The organism is Streptomyces toyocaensis (assembly GCF_000725125.1).
Taxonomy (GTDB): Bacteria; Actinomycetota; Actinomycetes; order Streptomycetales; family Streptomycetaceae; genus Streptomyces; species Streptomyces toyocaensis.
Map to the genome: position 1 here is coordinate 41,710 of NZ_JFCB01000025.1, position 15,605 is coordinate 57,314.

A 15,605-nucleotide genomic window follows, 5' to 3' on the forward strand; every position below is an offset into this window, starting at 1 on the left:
CATGCGCTACCCGGACTTCTACGACCGCTACCGGGACGCCATCAAGAACACCTGGCACGTGGAGGAGGTGGACCTGCACTCGGACGTCGCCGACCTGGCGAAGCTCACCCCGGAGGAACAGCATCTGATCGGCCGGCTCGTGGCCTTCTTCGCCACGGGTGACTCGATCGTGGCGAACAACCTGGTGCTCACGCTGTACAAGCACATCAACTCCCCGGAGGCGCGGCTGTACCTGTCGCGGCAGCTGTTCGAGGAGGCGGTGCACGTCCAGTTCTACCTGACGCTGCTGGACACCTATTTGCCCGACCCGGACGACCGGGCGGCGGCCTTCGCGGCCGTGGAGAACATCCCCTCCATCCGGGAGAAGGCCGAGTTCTGCTTCCGGTGGATGGACTCGGTGGAGAAGATCGACCGGCTGGAGACGCGGGCCGACCGCCGCCGCTTCCTGCTGAACCTGATCTGCTTCGCCGCGTGCATCGAGGGGCTGTTCTTCTACGGTGCGTTCGCGTACGTCTACTGGTTCCGGGGGCGGGGTCTGCTGCACGGGCTGGCGACCGGCACCAACTGGGTGTTCCGCGACGAGACGATGCACATGTCCTTCGCCTTCGACGTCGTCGACACCGTGCGCAAGGAGGAGCCGGAGCTCTTCGACGAGGAGCTCGGGCAGCAGGTCACCGACATGCTGCGCGAGGCGGTCGAGGCGGAACTGCAGTTCGCGCGCGACCTGTGCGGCGACGGGCTGCCGGGCATGAACACCGAGTCGATGCGCCAGTACCTGGAGTGCGTCGCCGACCAGCGGCTGGTACGGCTGGGCTTCGCGCCGGTGTACGGCTCGGAGAACCCGTTCTCTTTCATGGAGCTCCAGGGCGTCCAGGAGCTGACGAACTTCTTCGAGCGGCGTCCGTCCGCGTACCAGGTCGCCGTGGAGGGCACGGTCGACCTGGACGAGGACTTCTAGAGCGCCGCGCGCCCCGGTGCCGTCTCACGCCGCCCTTGCGGTGCGGTGCGGGGCGGCACCCCGGGCCGGGCGGGCCCCCGCCGCCGTGGTGCGATGCCCGGCGGCGGCGCGTGCGGCCTCGGCCCGCCTGATCTGCCGGTCGATCCGCCGGTCGTGGGCGACGCCGATCAGTGCGGGCAGGGTCATGAGGACGAACAGGCCGAGAACGGCGACCACCGCGATCAGTGCTTCCCTCTGCGTCGTATCCATGACACCACTGTCACGCCGAATGCTCCTTACCGGCAGTGGCAGGACCGTCATGGAACCTCGATTTACTGCCACCGGCGGGGCACACTGGAGCCATGCTCAAGAACGTGGCCGCCGTCCTGCTCGACGGTGTGAACCCCTTCGAACTCGGCGTCGTCTGCGAGGTCTTCGGCGTCGACCGCAGTGACGACGGGCTGCCGGTCCACGACTTCGCCGTCGCCTCGGCCGACGGTCCCGCGGTGCGCACCAGCGCGGGTTTCTCCCTCCAGGTCGAGCACGGCCTGGAGCGTCTGGAGACGGCCGACCTCATCGCCGTACCCGCCGGTTCCTCCTATGTCTCCCGGGAGTTCCCGCCCGGCCTGCTGGACGCCCTGCGCCGGGCCGTGGACCGGGGCGCCCGGGTGCTCAGCGTCTGCTCAGGGGTGTTCGTGCTCGCCGCCGCCGGCCTCCTCGACGGGCGGCGGGTCACCGCCCACTGGAAGCACGCGGAGGACCTGACGAGGCGGTATCCCCATCTGACCGTCGAACCGGACGTGCTGTACGTCGACGAGGACCCGGTGATCACCTCCGCCGGCACCGCCGCCGGGATCGACGCCTGTCTGCACCTGGTGCGCAAGGAGCAGGGCCCGGACGTCGCCAACAGGATCGCCCGGCGCATGGTGGTGCCCCCGCACCGCGACGGCGGCCAGGCGCAGTACATCGAGCGCCCGCTGCCGCGGTCCGGCGGCGGCACCGTCTCGGAGGTGCTGGTGTGGATGGAGCGGCACCTCGACGAGGAGGTCACCGTGGAACAGCTCGCCGCCCGCGCCCACATGTCCCCGCGCACCTTCGCCCGCCGCTTCCAGCAGGAGACCGGCACCACGCCCTACCGCTGGATCCTGCGCCAGCGGGTGCTGCTGGCGCAGCATCTGCTGGAGGCGACGGACGAGACCGTGGACGCGATCGCGGGCCGCACCGGCTTCGGCAACGCGGCGGCGCTGCGCCATCACTTCGTGCGCGCCGTGGGAGCCACCCCGCACTCGTACCGGCGCACGTTCAGGGGACCGGAGGCCGCCTGAACGTGCGCCGGCGGGCCGGTCAGCGGGGCAGCGCCCGCAGCAACAGCCGGCGCGGCCGGAGCGTGATGCCGATCCGGGGCCGGGGGTCGGAGCCGGGCGCGTGCTCGAACCGGTAGGCGCAGGCGATCGCCGCGGTGATGAGTGTGAGCTCGGCCATCGAGAAGTGGTCACTGGGGCATTTGCGGTTGCCCACGCCGAACGGGCTCATCGCGTACCGGGGCACGTCCTTCGCGCGCTCGGGGAGCCAGCGGTCCGGGTCGAACTCCTCGTTCCGCTCGTACGACCGCCCGTCGCGCTGGATGGCGTAGGGACTGTGGATGAGGTCCGCCCCCTCGGGAATGCGGTATCCGCCGAGTTCCGTGTCGGCCACCGCACGGCGGGTCAATATCCACACGGCCGGATGCAGCCGCAGGGTCTCGGTCACGACATTCGCGGTGTACGTCAGCTTCCGGACGTCCTCGAATGCGACGGGGCGGTCACCGACGACGGTTCTCACCTCGTCGCGGATCTTGTCGCCGAGTTCCGGGTGCTCGGTGAGAACCAGGAGCAGGGACATGACCGTGGCTCCGACGGTTTCGCTGCCGGGGGTGAGTATGGCGATGACCTGGTCGTGGATCTCCTGTTCCCCGATGGGCTCGCCATTGTCGTCCTTCGCCTCCAGCAAAGCCGTCAGCAAATCGTTCGGCTTTTGACCGCTAGCACGTCGGTCGGCGACGATCTCGTCCACCAGGACGTGCAAATCGGCCAGGGCCCGGTTGAATTCCCGGTTGGCCGGAAGAGGTATCTTGTAGAGCGGTCCGAGCGGCACCACCATCCGCTGGTACATGCCACTGAAGAGCGAGGCGAGGTCGGTGCAGATGCGCTCGGCCCGGGCGTCCATGTAACTGCCGCGCATCAGGCAGCGGGCCGCGACCCTCACCGCCACGCGGAAGGACTCCATCGTCACGTCCAGCACCTCGCCGGAGCGCCAGCGCTCCACGAGCGCGTGCGCCTCCTCCGCCATGATCGGCCCGTGGTCGGGGATCGCGTCGAGCCGGAACGCGGGCTGGATGGTGCGGCGCTGACGCCGGTGCAGCGAGCCGTTGGCGGTGGCCACTCCCTCCTTGCCGAGGAGGGCCTCCAGGGACTCCCACAGCGGTCCGGCGATGATGTAGTCGGGACTCAGTGCCACCGCCCCGGTGAGGGCGGGAGTGGTGACGGCGTACACCGTCTTCGGTCCGAGCCTCAGGCGCACGACCTCCCCGTGCTCGCGCAGCCGGGACATGAACGCCAGCGGATCGCGCGCCAGCCTCCAGCCGTGGCCGAGGAGGGGGACGCCTCCGCCGGCCAAGGGCGGCTCGCGCAGTGCGGCCGCCGCGGACGCATCGGGGTTCACCGACTCGACGCTCATGACTCACCTGCCGCTTCGTTGTTGACGTACGGGGGCGTGGACCGGTCGTCCCAGCTGTCGACCCGGTACCGGCCGGACTCGTGGTGGAACCAGTAGACGGAACTGAACCAGTTCCTCATGTTGCCGACGCAGGCGCGCACGGCGGTGCTCGTCTCCTTTCCTCCCACCGTGCCGTCGTCGAGGACGTCGGCGAGGCGTAAGGCGTCCCTTTCCGCGTCCTGGAATTCGCGTATGCATTCCTCGACGCGACGTCTCACTTCGGCGATCGCCTCTTCGAGTGACAGCCCCTCGTGAGTGACGAGACTGATTCCGAGATTGTGCACCTCGCTTCCCGCTATTTCCTTCGGGAGCGAACACAGGTCGTTGTACCAGGCGGCGAATTCCTGACTGAGCAGCGCCGCCCGCCGGTAGGCCGGATTCTTCCTCACTCCGTCCGGGAGTTCGGTGCCCGCGCTCGGTTCCAGGAGATCGGTCCAGATCCAGTGCGCGAAGGTGAGCCGGCGCAGTTCCAGGTATTCCTCGACGGTGGGGACGATGCCCTCCGTGCGGTTGTGGAATTCCCGGTCGTACGCCTCGATCACCCCATGGAAGTGCCGGGCGAACCGGGCGTTCCACGTATCCGGCAGGAAGGCGTACAGCCGTCGCACGCTGTCCGCGAGCCCGGCCACCACCGGATCCTCGTGCCCCAGGTGATCGGCGGGGCTGTCGAGAGCGGTGTGCAGCCGGTCCTTCAACCGCCGCCAGGCGGCGGGGCGGCCGTGCACGATGTCGCGGTCGTGCCGGTCGTCCCAGACGAAGAACCACGCGCTGTAGTCCGCGATCGCCTGCAGGACCTCGTCGGGGGCACCCAGGTAGTAGCCCGCCATAAGGTCGGTGTAGCACAGCCCATCGGCATGTTCCTCCACCGCGCCCTCGGACATGAGCCGCTTTTCGAGCAGCCACGCCCTCGTGCTCTGCTGAAGGCTCGGCCAATACGGGTGGAGTTGCCGGGGGAACGCGGCCTCGATCACCGGGAGAGACAGCGCCGGTGGAACTGCGATGGTGGTCGGTGTCGATGTGGTGCCGTGTGACAAAGCATGCACGAACAATCCCCTCTCAGCCGCCAGTCGGCGTGCCCCCGTCCCCCGAGCCGGGCGCACGCCGCGTATCCACGCACCTCCATTCAGCACCACAAGTGACCGCTGTGGGAACGGATTTGCTTCTTTCACTACCTCTGGCCGCGCACAGACGCACGGCGCCCGACCGGAAAGGCAGTCCCGGGCGAACGCCGTGCGCGAGGAGGCGGAGGGGCCCCGTGAGGCTCCGTGGAGCGGTCAGTCGTTGGCGACCACGGGGTAACGCGGCTCGTTCTCGGCCATCTGCCGCAGCGCCGCCTTGCGCTCCCGCTTGGACAGCCGGTCGATGTAGAGGTAGCCGTAGAGGTGATCCGTCTCGTGCTGCAAACACCGTGCGAAGTAGCCGGTGCCGCGTACCCGGATCGGGTTGCCCTTCTCGTCCTGCCCGGTCACCTCGGCGTAGTCGGGACGGGCCAGCGACGCGTACGCGGTGGGCACCGACAGACAGCCCTCGTTGCTGTCGTCCAGCCGGCGCTGTTCGGCGGGCAGTTCAACCGGCTTCGGGTTGCAGACCACACCGGTGTGCCGCACGCCCTCGTCGTCCGGGCAGTCGTAGACGAAGACCTTGAGGTCGACACCGATCTGGTTGGCGGCCAGGCCCACGCCCTCGGCGGTGCGCTGGCTGGCGAACATGTCGGCGACCAGCTGCTGGAACTCCTCGCCGAAGTCGGTGACGTCCCTGCACTCCTTGTGGAGCACCGGGTTGCCGACCACCGTGATCGGGCGCGAGGTCCCGCGCTCCCGCCAGGCCGCCTCGCGCTCCTCGCAGTCCTCCGTGTCGATGACGTACCCCTCGTCGTCGACGGGGAGCGCGCCCGCGTGCTGCTGATCGGTGTCCTGCTGAGCCATGACCGACGTGTGCCTTCCTGGGAAAAACCGGGGGTGGTGCTGATACAGGGTACGGCGAACGATCCGCGTACCCGCCCCTAACAGACCTCTTCCAGGTCCCGCCAGTCCCGGGAATCCGGGCTGTCCGCGACCCACCCGTCCAGCAGCCCCCGGACCAGCGAAGCCGGCGCGGCGAGACCGCACTCGCGCTCCGGAACCCACAACTGCCCGTCGGTGCGGTGGCCCAGCGGGCCGGGGTGACCCGGCTCACTGTGGTCGTGCGGGTCCAGGTGCTCGCCGTCGCCCTCGTCGGACGGCATCCGTGACTCCGAGCACATCCGGCACAGCAGCCGCACGGACGACGACCAGTCCTCGGCGGCGAAACCGGCGTCGGAGGCCAGCTGTTCCAGCGCGTCCCGGTCCGTCTCGGACGCGGCCTCCAGCAGCACCACCCAGGTCGGCACCGGCGACGGCGCCCACAACTCGATCTCGTCGAACACCGGGTAGGTGTGCCCGGCCGCGGTGCTGCGCTCGCCGTGCGGTACACCGTCGTGCAGGACGACCTCGCCCCAGCGGCGCCCGGACGAGGGCAGCGGAATGGACAGCACCTCGATCCGGGCGGGGTCGAGGCGCCGCCCCCACACGACCTCCGCCTCCCCCTCCGGTGACAGCCGTACGGCGGCACTGCCCAGGTCCATGCCGAGGGGCTCTCCGGAGTCGGTGGCCGGGCCGGGCACCTTGAGTCCGTAGGCCTGCCAGGCCCGCCGGGCCAGCGGCCAGTCCTGCAGGGCGGTGGCCGCGATGCCGACGTTCCACCAGTCGGGAGCCCCCGTGTCCCGGTCGAGCAGCGCCACGGCCCGCAGGCCGGCCGTCCGCGCCTGCTCCCAGTCGTGCCGGAACTTGTGCAGCAGCGCGAGGTTGAACCAGGACTCCGACAGCCAGGGTTCCAGATCGGCGGCACGTGTCAGCAGCGCGCCCGCGTCCTCGTACCGGCCGTCGCCGATGAGCGTGAACGCGCGGTCCGTGGCCTGCCGCCAGGAGGCGGAGGGCCGGTGCCGTCCCTTGCCGAAGATCCTCACGATTCCCGCCTGCCAGTTCCGTTCGGTGGGCCGGCCGTACCGATCCGCGCCCCCGGACACCCTCTCCTTCGCATCCAACCACGTACGGCCGCGAGGACGCTCATTACCCATGGGTTACCCAGCCTTGCCCGGGGTCAGACAGCCCTGTTCGCGGCTCTCACCACGACCGGTCTCCGTGTGCACGCTCCCCCTCCGTATTCCGTGACAGCACCCGGGCCAGCGCTTCGACGACCTCCGGCGCGTACTCCCCGGCGGTAGCGAGCCGCAGTTCCTCGAGCGCGGCCAGCGCCCCGCCGGGCCCTCCTTCCCGGGACTTCTCCTCGTACGCGTTCACCACGCGGACGATCCGCGCGGCCGGCGGCTGCTCCGGGTGCGGGTCGGCCTGGCGCTCGACGATCCCGGCCACCCGGGGGTCCACTCCCGTCTGGCGCACCACGGCGCCGCCGAGCAGCGCGATCCGCCGCTGCTCGGAGACCGGCAGGACTGCGGTGGCGCCCGCGGGGACCGGGTCGACGAGGCTGAGCTGACCGATGTCGTGCATCAGGGCCGCGTACTCCAGCACGGTCAGCTCGGGCTCGGTCAGCCCCAGGTCCCGGCCGACCGCCTGGCTGAGCGCGGCGACCCGGCGGGCGTGCCCGGCGGGGGTGTACCCGGCGATCTCGGTGGCCCGCGCGAGGGAGGCGATGGTCTGCCGGTAGGTGGCGCGCACGGCGGCGTACCGCCGGTAGGACAGCTGGGCGAGCAGCAGGGGAACGGAGAAGACGGGCAGCGCCCACAGCCCGACGACCGCGACCCCGAGCGCCATCACCGCGCCCGTGGCGACGACGGCCGCGCCGATGCCGGGCACGGCGCGCAGTTCGTCCCGCAGCGTCGGCAGGAAGGGCCAGCCGGTACGGGAGTGGGCCAGCGCGGCGGCGAGCACGGCGTCGCACAGCGCGGTGAGGGACAGCAGGGCCAGCAGCAGCAGCGCGTGGGAGGGTCCCTCCCAGTCGTCGAAGGCGCCCCGGCCGTGCAGGGGCTGGAAGCAGACGGCGACGAAGCCGACGGTCAGCACCCGGCGGGCCTGCGGTTCGAGTGCGGGCCCGCCCCCACGCCCGACGTGCGGCACGCTGCCGAGCAGGGACGCGGCGAGCACCACGGTGACGACCTGGGCGGCACCGTGGTGGGTCGGCCGCCCCGCCGTCTCGCCGAGCAGCGCGTACGAGAGCGAGCCCGCGGCGGCGAGCGGCGCGGCCTCCCGGATCCGGGTCCCGCTGCGCCGGGTGAGTTCGCCGACGGTGACGAGCACCCCGAACGCCAGGGCGGTGCCCCGCTCCGCGACGCCGTTGTAGAGGGTGCTGCCCAGGGAGCCCGCGGCGAGGACGGCGGCGCACAGGTGCACCACGGTGTGCAGCCGCGGCCTCACCGGCGCGCTCCCGGCCGGCCGGTCACCGGTGCGGCGGGCCCGGGCAGGGCGGCGGAGCGGTCGTCGTCGGCGGTCACCGCCGGATGCCAGCCCGCCCGGCCGATCGCGCGGACCAGCGCGCCGACCATCCGCGGGTCGAAGTGGGTGCCCGCGCAGCGCCGGAGCTCCTCCAGCGCCACGGGAACGGGCCGTGCCCTGCTGTAGGAGCGGGTGGAGGTCATCGCGTCGAAGGCGTCGGCCACGGCGACCACCCGCGCGGACTCGGGGATCTGACCGCCCGCCAGCCCGTAGGGGTAGCCCGAGCCGTCGAGCCGCTCATGGTGGTGCAGCACGGCCGCCCGGGCCTCGCCGAGGAAGGAGATCCCCCGCACCATCTCGTGCCCGTACTCGGGGTGCAGTTCGATCACCCGGCGTTCCTCGGGGGTCAGGGGACCGTTCTTGGTCAGCAGCCGGGTGGGGACGCCGAGCTTGCCGACGTCGTGCAGGATGCCCGCGAAGCGGAGCACCTCCACCCGCTCGTCGTCGAGTCCGAGTTCCCGCGCGATCATCATGGAGGCCCGTCCGACGCGCTCGCTGTGCCCGCGCGTGTAGCCGTCCTTGATGTCGACGGCCTGGACGAGGGCGCGGATCGTGGCCTGGTGGGCGGCCCGCTCCCGGTGGTACTGGGCGAACGCCCACCACGAGACGCCCATCGGCAGCAGCACGAGCAGTGCCGCCACGGGGCCGTAGGCGCTGCGCCACAGCAGCGCCATCATGAGCCCGGCGAGGGCGTGCACGGTCAGCGGTGCCAGCGACCTCAGGAACTGCCGGCGCCACGTGGCCAGGGCGGCGGCGCGCCTCCCGCGCGGACGCGCCCCGGACGCCGGCGCCAGGACGCCGCCGTCGATCAGGGTGAGGACCAGGCAGAACGCCAGGACCGCTGCCCCGGCGGTCGCGAGTGCCCCCGGCACGTCGCAGTCCGCCACCGTGTCCGGGCCCCCGGCCGCCCCGTGGACCCGGCCCGCGGCCCACACGGCGACCACGAGCCGGCCGGCCCGCCAGAGCCTGCGCGCCAGGTGCGGCCGCTGCTCCACGGGAAGCAGCAGCGCCCCGGGCAGCGCGACCAGCGCCGCGGCGTGCGGCGGCAGCAGAAAGGCCCCGGCGAGCAGGACGGGGTAGAAGGTGCCGCCCGGATGCGGTGCGGCCACGAGGCGCGAACGGGCGAGGCGCTCGCACCCGGCGTACACGGCGGCGAGCAGAACGACCGGCCACCACGGGACGCCCGGGTCCGCCGGGTCGCCCGGGAACGGGAGCCCCGGCGGGGGGACCACACAGAGCAGGGCCAGCAAGGTGACACCGGCGACATACGCCAGGGCCCGCGCCGGTAACGCCTCCATGAGCCCCTCCCCGACCGTGCCCGCCGCACGCGGCCCGCCATCTGCCAGGCTCAGGAGCCTAGGCCGGAGTCCAGGACCGCGACGGGCCGATAACCGGGGGATTAGCACGTACGAGTGACACCGCGGGCCGGGAGGGGCGGGGTGTCAGGACTCCTGCGGTGTGACCGGTGAAGCCGTGACGTCCTGCTCGGGCACGGCCTGACCGGAGCGGATCAGGTCGATCCGGCCCATGACCTTGGAGCGCAGGTCGCCCGGCACGTCGTCCTGCCCGCAACAGCGCTTGACCAGCTTCTTCACCGCCTGCTCGAGCCCGTACTTCTCCAGGCACGGCGAGCATTCCTCGAAGTGGTGCTCGAACTTCACGCAGTCGGCATCCGGCATCTCGCGGTCGAGGAACTCGTAGAGATGATCGAGGATTTCGCTGCAATCCGTCTCGTGCGGCTCTCCGCAGCTCATGACCCCGAGCCTTTCGCTTCGTTCGACTCTCCGGCACCGGCCGGGACCAGCCCGCGCTCGCGCGCGTAGTCCTCGAGCATGCCGCGCAGCTGGCGGCGGCCACGGTGCAGCCGGGACATCACCGTACCGATGGGTGTCCCCATGATGTCGGCGATCTCCTTGTAGGCAAAGCCCTCGACATCGGCGAGGTACACCGCGATGCGGAACTCCTCGGGGATCGCCTGCAGTGCTTCCTTGACGTCCGAGTCGGGCAGGTGGTCCAGCGCCTGCGACTCCGCGGAGCGCAGACCCGTGGACATGTGCGACTCGGCCCGCGCGAGCTGCCAGTCCTCGATCTCCTCGGCCGCGCTGCGCTGGGGCTCGCGCTGCTTCTTGCGGTAGGAGTTGATGAAGGTGTTGGTGAGGATCCGGTACAGCCACGCCTTGAGGTTGGTGCCTTCGCGGAACTGGTGGAAGGACGCGTACGCCTTGGCGTACGTCTCCTGCACCAGGTCCTCGGCGTCGGCCGGGTTGCGCGTCATGCGCAGCGCGGCCGAGTACATCTGGTCGAGGAACTCGAGCGCGTCCCGCTCGAAGCGCGCGCTGCGCTCCGCGGTCGACTCCGCGCCCGTGCTGCCCTGGCCCTCGGGCTGCTCCGCCTGGCCGTGTTCGGTCCCTGCGTCGGTACCGGGAACCGGACCCACCTCCTCCGATGTCGTCGCGAGACCGGAACCGGTCTCACCCGAATCGGAGGATAGACGACGATCCGGTCCGCCCGCCGCCCGAATCGGGGCGGTCCTGGCCGCGTGCAGCACCGTCCAGTCCAGGTCGGCGCGGGCACTGCGGCTCGGGCAGAACATGGAACCCATGCGGCGGACTTCCTCTCCTACGACGTCTGTGCCGACGAGCGGCACGTACGCCCCTCCCAACAGCGGGAGCCGCCCGCGCATTCCCGGCGCCTCAGCCGAGCGTCCCGGTCCACCGCACGACGGCGTCCGTGACGACCGCCACGGCCTCCTCCTGCGTGATGCCGGCCCTTTTCGGCACGGCGAAGCCGTGATCGCCGTGGGGCACCTCGACCAGCTCGTAGGCCCCGTCGGGGAACTCCCCGGGTCTGCCGAACGGGTCGTTGCCGCCCTGGACGACGAGGGTGGGCACGCCCGCACCCAGCAGTTCGCCGGCCCGGGACTTCTCGGGCCTGCCCGGCGGGTGCAGCGGGAAGCTCAGGGCGAGTACGGCGCGGGCGCCGAGTTCCGCGGCGGTGCGGCAGGCGACGCGGGCTCCGGCGCTGCGCCCGCCCGAGATCACCGGCAGGCCCGGCGCGGTCAGCGCGGGCCAGACGCCGCGCCAGCCGGCGTCCAGGGTCTTCGGCGCGGGGGCCACCTTCCTGCCGGCCACCCGCCAGGGCTGTTCGACGAGGGCGACGGTCACGCCGTGCGCGGGCAGCCCGGCGGCCAGCGCCCGGAGGTCACGAGCCTCGATCCCGCCGCCGGCGCCGTGACTCACCGCGAGGACGAGGCGGGCACCGCGCCCGGCGCTGCGCCACGTCACACGGGCGGTGCCGGCGTCCGTCTCGACGCTCTCGGTCGTCTCTGACGTGTCTGTCGTGTCGGGGGTCACGTCAGAAGAGTGTGCCCTCTTCCGGCGCGGCCAGCTCCTTCAGCAGCTCCGGCCCGTTGTTGCGGACGTTGCTGACTGCCGTGGCGACCGGGTAGGCGCGCATCAGGCCGGCGGGCGGCGGGGCGAGCAGCCCGCGCAGCTCGTCGACGTCCGTGCGGGCGGGGTCCAGCCAGGCGTCCCAGCGGTCCGGCGTGAGCATCAGCGGCATCCGGGGGTGGATCTCGGCGAGGGCGTGCGGGCCCTCGGCGGGGGAAACGGCGAGCGGAGAGGTCTCCGCCTCGGTGGTGATCACCGAGCACGTCACCCACCAGGCCCTGGGGTGGTCGTCCGGCAGCGTCCTGTCCCGCCAGAACTCGTACAGCCCGGCCATGGCGAACACCGAGCCGTCGGCCGGCGTCACGAAGTAGGGCTGCTTGCGGGGCCGCTTCTTCCTGCCCTCGGCCTCCAGGTCCCGCTCCTGCTTGCCGGTGACCCACTCGTAGTAGCCGTCGGCGGGGAGGATGCAGCGCCGGGAGGAGAAGGCGCGGCGGTAGGACGGCTTCTCGTGGACGGTCTCGGCGCGGGCGTTGATCATCCGGGCGCCGCCCTCGGGGGTCTTGGACCAGGAGGGCACCAGTCCCCAGGTGAGCGTCCGCAGCTGCCGCACCGGGCGGGGTCCGGCCTCGTCCTTGAGGGCACGGTCGAGTACGGCGTAGACCTGCTTGGTCGGCGCCACGTTGTAGTCGGGCTCCAGGGTCTCCTCCGGCTCCCACTTCTCCACCCCGAAGATCCCCGCGAGGTCCTCGGGCCTGCGACTCGCTGCATACCGTCCGCACATACATGCAACACTGCCAGACTCCGTACGCACACAGGGAGCGATCCGAAACGCATGGAAAGCATGGCCAGCACCGCGTCCGCCTCGCTCGCCTCCCTCTGGGACGAGGTGTCCGGGACCCAGCCCGACCCCGATGTGTGGGTGGTCGTCGCCACCCTCGTCGCCGCGGCCGCCGTCGTCGTACCGCAGGGGCCGTGGCGGCTGTCCCGCAACGCCATCACCATCGCCCACGAGGGCGGGCACGGCCTGGTGGCCCTGCTCACCGGCCGCACGCTGACGGGGATACGCCTGCACTCCGACACCAGCGGCCTCACCGTCAGCCGCGGCAAGCCGGACGGCATCGGCATGATCCTCACCGCCGCGGCCGGCTACACCGCTCCCCCGCTGCTGGGCCTGGGCGGCGCCGCGCTGCTCGGGGCCGGACGCATCACGCTGCTGCTGTGGCTGGCCACGGCGCTGCTGGTGGCGATGCTGGTGATGATCCGCAACGCCTACGGGGCGCTGTCGGTGCTCGTCACCGGCGGCACGTTCGTCCTGGTGTCCTGGCTGGCCGGCCCGCAGGTACAGGCGGCGTTCGCGTACGCCGTGGTGTGGTTCCTGCTGCTCGGCGGGGTGCGCCCGGCGTTCGAGCTGCAGGCCAAGCGGGCGCGTGGCGGTGCGGGGGACTCGGACGCGGACCAGCTGTCGCGGCTGACCCACGTGCCGGCGGGGCTGTGGCTGTTCCTGTTCCACGCGGTGTCGCTGTGCGCGCTGCTCGGCGGCGGCAGGTGGCTGCTGGGCCTGTGAGCCGACGGCGCCCGCGGGCGGGAAGCCGCGCGGGTCCCCGCCGTCTCACCCGCGGACGACGAACGGCCTCGCCACCGCCCGCCTTATAGAGTGGCCCCATGGCCCCGAACCCCACGCACACCGCCCTCTGGCCCGCCCCGTACGCAAGCGGAGCCGTCGACGCGACGGTCCACGTGCCCGGGTCCAAGTCGGTGACCAACCGCGCCCTCGTGCTCGCCGCGCTCGCCTCCGAGCCGGGCTGGCTGCGCCGCCCGCTGCGCTCGCGCGACACGCTGCTGATGGCGGGCGCGCTGCGTGCGATGGGCGTGGAGATCGAGGAGACGGTGTCGTCCAGCTCCTCCGTCGCGGGGGGACCGCAGAGCACCGGCGAGGCCTGGCGGGTGCTCCCCACCGGCCTGCGCGGTCCGGCCACCGTCGACGTCGGCAACGCGGGCACGGTGATGCGGTTCCTGCCCCCGGTCGCCACGCTGGCCGACGGTCCCGTCCGCTTCGACGGCGACCCCCGCTCGTACGAGCGTCCCCTGAACGGAGTCATCGACGCGCTGCGCCGGCTGGGCGCCCGGATCGACGACGACGACCGCGGCGCGCTGCCGATGACGGTGCACGGCGGCGGCGCCCTGGACGGCGGCACGGTGGAGGTCGACGCGTCCTCCTCGTCCCAGTTCGTCAGCGCCCTGCTGCTCTCCGCGCCGCGCTTCAACCAGGGCGTGGAGGTCCGGCACACCGGGGCGACGTTGCCGTCGCTGCCGCACATCCGGATGACCGTCGACATGCTCCGCGCGGTGGGCGCACAGGTGGACACCCCGGAGTCCGGCGGCGAACCCAACGTCTGGCGGGTGACCCCGGGTGCTCTGCTCGGCCGGGACCTGACCGTCGAACCGGACCTGTCCAACGCCCAGCCGTTCCTGGCGGCGGCGCTGGTGACCGGTGGCCGGGTCGTCGTCCCGGACTGGCCGGCCCGCACCACCCAGCCGGGTGACCGGCTGCGGGAGATCTTCACCGAGATGGGCGGTTCCTGCGAGCTGACCGAGTACGGGCTCGTCTTCACCGGGTCCGGCGCGGTCCACGGTATCGACGTGGACCTCGGCGAGGTCGGCGAGCTGACGCCGGGCATCGCGGCCGTGGCGGCGCTCGCGGACTCGCCGTCGACCCTGCGGGGCGTGGCCCATCTGCGGCTGCACGAGACGGACCGCCTGGCCGCGCTCACCAAGGAGATCAACGAGCTCGGCGGCGACGTCACCGAGACCGCCGACGGCCTGCACATCCGCCCGCGCCGGCTGCACGGCGGGGTCTTCCACACCTATGAGGACCACCGCATGGCCACCGCCGGTGCGATCATCGGCCTGGCGGTCGAGGGCGTGCAGATCGAGAACGTGGCGACCACGGCGAAGACCCTGCCGGACTTCCCCGAGCTGTGGACCGGGATGCTCGGGGCGTAGGGGTTCACCATGCGCCGCTACGGCAAGCACACCGACGAGGACGACATCCGCTCCCGCCCCAACCGCAAGGGCAACCGGCCGCGCACCCACATCCGGCCCAAGCACGAGGACGCCGCCGAGGGCCTGGTCCTCACCGTGGACCGGGGCCGGTTGACCTGCCTCGTCGACGACCGTGTCGTACTGGCGATGAAGGCCCGCGAACTGGGCCGCAAGGCGGCCGTGGTGGGCGACCGGGTGGCGATCGTGGGCGACCTGTCCGGAAGGAAGGACACCCTCGCGCGGATCGTGCGGATCGAGGAGCGCACGTCGGTGCTGCGGCGCACCGCCGACGACGACGACCCCTACGAGCGGGTGGTCGTGGCCAACGCCGACCAGCTCGCCGTCGTCACCGCCCTCGCCGATCCCGAGCCCCGCCCGCGGCTGATCGACCGCTGTCTGGTCGCGGCCTACGACGGCGGGCTCGAGCCGCTGCTGGTACTGACCAAGTCGGACCTGGCTCCGGCCGACAAGCTGCTGGAGCTGTACGGGGACCTCGACATCCCGTATGTCGTCACCAGCCGCGCCGAGCTGGAGAGCGGTGAGGCGGCGGACCGGGTGCGGGAGCAGCTCGACGGCCGGATCACGGCGTTCGTGGGGCACTCGGGGGTCGGCAAGACGACCCTGGTGAACGCGCTGGTACCGCAGGAGCGGCGGCGTACGACCGGTCATGTCAACGCGGTGACGGGGCGAGGGCGGCACACCACCACGTCCGCGCTGGCACTGCCGTTGTCGGGAGCGGACGGCTGGGTGATCGACACCCCGGGTGTGCGGTCCTTCGGACTCGCCCACGTCGACCCGTCGCGGGTCATCCACGCCTTCCCCGATCTGGGGCCCGGTACGGAGGGCTGTCCGCGGGCGTGCAGTCACGACGAGCCGGACTGCGCGCTGGACGCCTGGGTGGCGGACGGTCACGCGGACCCGGCGCGGCTGTACTCGCTGCGCCGGCTGCTGGCGACGCGGGAGCACACCGAGGGCGACTGACCTTCGCGTGTTTGTCGTGCCCCGCGGACGGTAAGT

16 protein-coding genes are annotated in these 15,605 nt (G+C 72.0%); 5 read left to right on the top strand and 11 right to left on the bottom strand.

The genetic code is table 11. The annotated features are described in order from the left end of the window. The first annotated feature begins 1 nt into the window (after position 1). Complete coding sequence (locus BU52_RS23760; protein ID WP_235216408.1) at positions 2 to 958, top strand: ribonucleotide-diphosphate reductase subunit beta; 957 nt, start codon at positions 2 to 4, stop codon at positions 956 to 958. Positions 959 to 982: 24 nt separating this feature from the next. Here BU52_RS23760 and BU52_RS23765 read toward each other — a convergent pair whose 3' ends face one another. Next, a complete protein-coding gene (locus BU52_RS23765; protein WP_037937793.1) occupies positions 983 to 1,207 on the bottom strand; it encodes a hypothetical protein in 225 nt (74 codons plus the stop codon). Between the two features lie 92 nt (positions 1,208 to 1,299). Between BU52_RS23765 and BU52_RS23770 the strand changes: the two genes are divergently transcribed. After that, a complete protein-coding gene (locus BU52_RS23770) occupies positions 1,300 to 2,262 on the top strand; it encodes a GlxA family transcriptional regulator (RefSeq protein ID WP_037937795.1) in 963 nt (320 codons plus the stop codon). Positions 2,263 to 2,281: 19 nt separating this feature from the next. Here BU52_RS23770 and BU52_RS23775 read toward each other — a convergent pair whose 3' ends face one another. The 10 genes from BU52_RS23775 to BU52_RS23820 all read right to left on the bottom strand — a co-directional run bounded on the left by BU52_RS23775 (position 2,282) and on the right by BU52_RS23820 (position 12,327). Next, the gene (locus tag BU52_RS23775) at positions 2,282 to 3,652 is read right to left on the bottom strand and encodes a bifunctional albaflavenone monooxygenase/terpene synthase (protein ID WP_037937796.1); all 1,371 of its coding nucleotides are present in this window, start codon (positions 3,650 to 3,652) and stop codon (positions 2,282 to 2,284) included. After that, positions 3,649 to 4,734 carry an epi-isozizaene synthase gene (cyc1, locus tag BU52_RS23780; protein WP_037937895.1) on the bottom strand — a complete coding sequence of 362 codons (1,086 nt, stop codon included), beginning with the start codon at positions 4,732 to 4,734 and terminating at the stop codon, positions 3,649 to 3,651. Before cyc1 ends, BU52_RS23775 begins: the two co-directional genes overlap by 4 nt. Positions 4,735 to 4,965: 231 nt before the next feature. Continuing rightward, positions 4,966 to 5,616, bottom strand: a complete 651-nt coding sequence (def, locus tag BU52_RS23785; protein ID WP_037937797.1) for a peptide deformylase — start codon at positions 5,614 to 5,616, stop codon at positions 4,966 to 4,968. 77 nt (positions 5,617 to 5,693) lie between these two features. Then, positions 5,694 to 6,674 (bottom strand): tetratricopeptide repeat protein, encoded by a 981-nt coding sequence (locus BU52_RS23790; RefSeq protein ID WP_037937898.1) that lies wholly within the window; start codon positions 6,672 to 6,674, stop codon positions 5,694 to 5,696. A 157-nt stretch (positions 6,675 to 6,831) separates the two neighbouring features. Next, positions 6,832 to 8,079: an HD-GYP domain-containing protein gene (locus BU52_RS23795; RefSeq protein ID WP_200881263.1), complete on the bottom strand. Its 1,248-nt coding sequence runs from the start codon at positions 8,077 to 8,079 to the stop codon at positions 6,832 to 6,834. Continuing rightward, the gene (locus BU52_RS23800; RefSeq protein WP_037937800.1) at positions 8,076 to 9,455 is read right to left on the bottom strand and encodes an HD-GYP domain-containing protein; all 1,380 of its coding nucleotides are present in this window, start codon (positions 9,453 to 9,455) and stop codon (positions 8,076 to 8,078) included. Before BU52_RS23800 ends, BU52_RS23795 begins: the two co-directional genes overlap by 4 nt. A gap of 144 nt (positions 9,456 to 9,599) precedes the next feature. Further along, positions 9,600 to 9,911, bottom strand: coding sequence for a mycothiol system anti-sigma-R factor (gene rsrA, locus BU52_RS23805; protein WP_037937801.1), 312 nt, complete (start codon positions 9,909 to 9,911; stop codon positions 9,600 to 9,602). Next, positions 9,908 to 10,594, bottom strand: coding sequence for an RNA polymerase sigma factor SigR (gene sigR / locus BU52_RS23810; RefSeq protein ID WP_037937802.1), 687 nt, complete (start codon positions 10,592 to 10,594; stop codon positions 9,908 to 9,910). The genes rsrA and sigR overlap by 4 nt, the downstream gene beginning before the upstream one ends. A 256-nt stretch (positions 10,595 to 10,850) precedes the next feature. Then, positions 10,851 to 11,510, bottom strand: a complete 660-nt coding sequence (locus tag BU52_RS23815) for an alpha/beta hydrolase family protein (RefSeq protein ID WP_037937803.1) — start codon at positions 11,508 to 11,510, stop codon at positions 10,851 to 10,853. A gap of 1 nt (position 11,511) precedes the next feature. Then, complete coding sequence (locus BU52_RS23820; protein ID WP_037937805.1) at positions 11,512 to 12,327, bottom strand: SOS response-associated peptidase; 816 nt, start codon at positions 12,325 to 12,327, stop codon at positions 11,512 to 11,514. A gap of 60 nt (positions 12,328 to 12,387) precedes the next feature. Between BU52_RS23820 and BU52_RS23825 the strand changes: the two genes are divergently transcribed. The 3 genes from BU52_RS23825 (at position 12,388) to rsgA (ending at position 15,569) form a co-directional block, all read left to right on the top strand. Next, the gene (locus BU52_RS23825; protein WP_037937899.1) at positions 12,388 to 13,110 is read left to right on the top strand and encodes a M50 family metallopeptidase; all 723 of its coding nucleotides are present in this window, start codon (positions 12,388 to 12,390) and stop codon (positions 13,108 to 13,110) included. A 98-nt stretch (positions 13,111 to 13,208) separates the two neighbouring features. Further along, entirely contained in the window at positions 13,209 to 14,549 is a 1,341-nt protein-coding gene (gene aroA / locus BU52_RS23830; protein ID WP_037937807.1) for a 3-phosphoshikimate 1-carboxyvinyltransferase, read from the top strand. A gap of 9 nt (positions 14,550 to 14,558) precedes the next feature. Further along, positions 14,559 to 15,569, top strand: a complete 1,011-nt coding sequence (gene rsgA, locus BU52_RS23835) for a ribosome small subunit-dependent GTPase A (protein WP_037937809.1) — start codon at positions 14,559 to 14,561, stop codon at positions 15,567 to 15,569. The last annotated feature ends 36 nt before the right edge of the window (positions 15,570 to 15,605 follow it).

Coding starts and splice junctions, on each gene's coding strand:
- BU52_RS23800 (WP_037937800.1), bottom strand. CDS start 9,455: ATGGAGGCGTTACCGGCGCGGGCCCTGGCGTATGTCGCCGGTGTCACC.
- aroA (WP_037937807.1), top strand. CDS start 13,209: ATGGCCCCGAACCCCACGCACACCGCCCTCTGGCCCGCCCCGTACGCA.
- BU52_RS23770 (WP_037937795.1), top strand. CDS start 1,300: ATGCTCAAGAACGTGGCCGCCGTCCTGCTCGACGGTGTGAACCCCTTC.
- BU52_RS23820 (WP_037937805.1), bottom strand. CDS start 12,327: ATGTGCGGACGGTATGCAGCGAGTCGCAGGCCCGAGGACCTCGCGGGG.
- BU52_RS23760 (WP_235216408.1), top strand. CDS start 2: ATGCGCTACCCGGACTTCTACGACCGCTACCGGGACGCCATCAAGAAC.
- rsrA (WP_037937801.1), bottom strand. CDS start 9,911: ATGAGCTGCGGAGAGCCGCACGAGACGGATTGCAGCGAAATCCTCGAT.
- BU52_RS23775 (WP_037937796.1), bottom strand. CDS start 3,652: ATGAGCGTCGAGTCGGTGAACCCCGATGCGTCCGCGGCGGCCGCACTG.
- rsgA (WP_037937809.1), top strand. CDS start 14,559: ATGCGCCGCTACGGCAAGCACACCGACGAGGACGACATCCGCTCCCGC.
- BU52_RS23765 (WP_037937793.1), bottom strand. CDS start 1,207: ATGGATACGACGCAGAGGGAAGCACTGATCGCGGTGGTCGCCGTTCTC.
- BU52_RS23825 (WP_037937899.1), top strand. CDS start 12,388: ATGGCCAGCACCGCGTCCGCCTCGCTCGCCTCCCTCTGGGACGAGGTG.
- def (WP_037937797.1), bottom strand. CDS start 5,616: ATGGCTCAGCAGGACACCGATCAGCAGCACGCGGGCGCGCTCCCCGTC.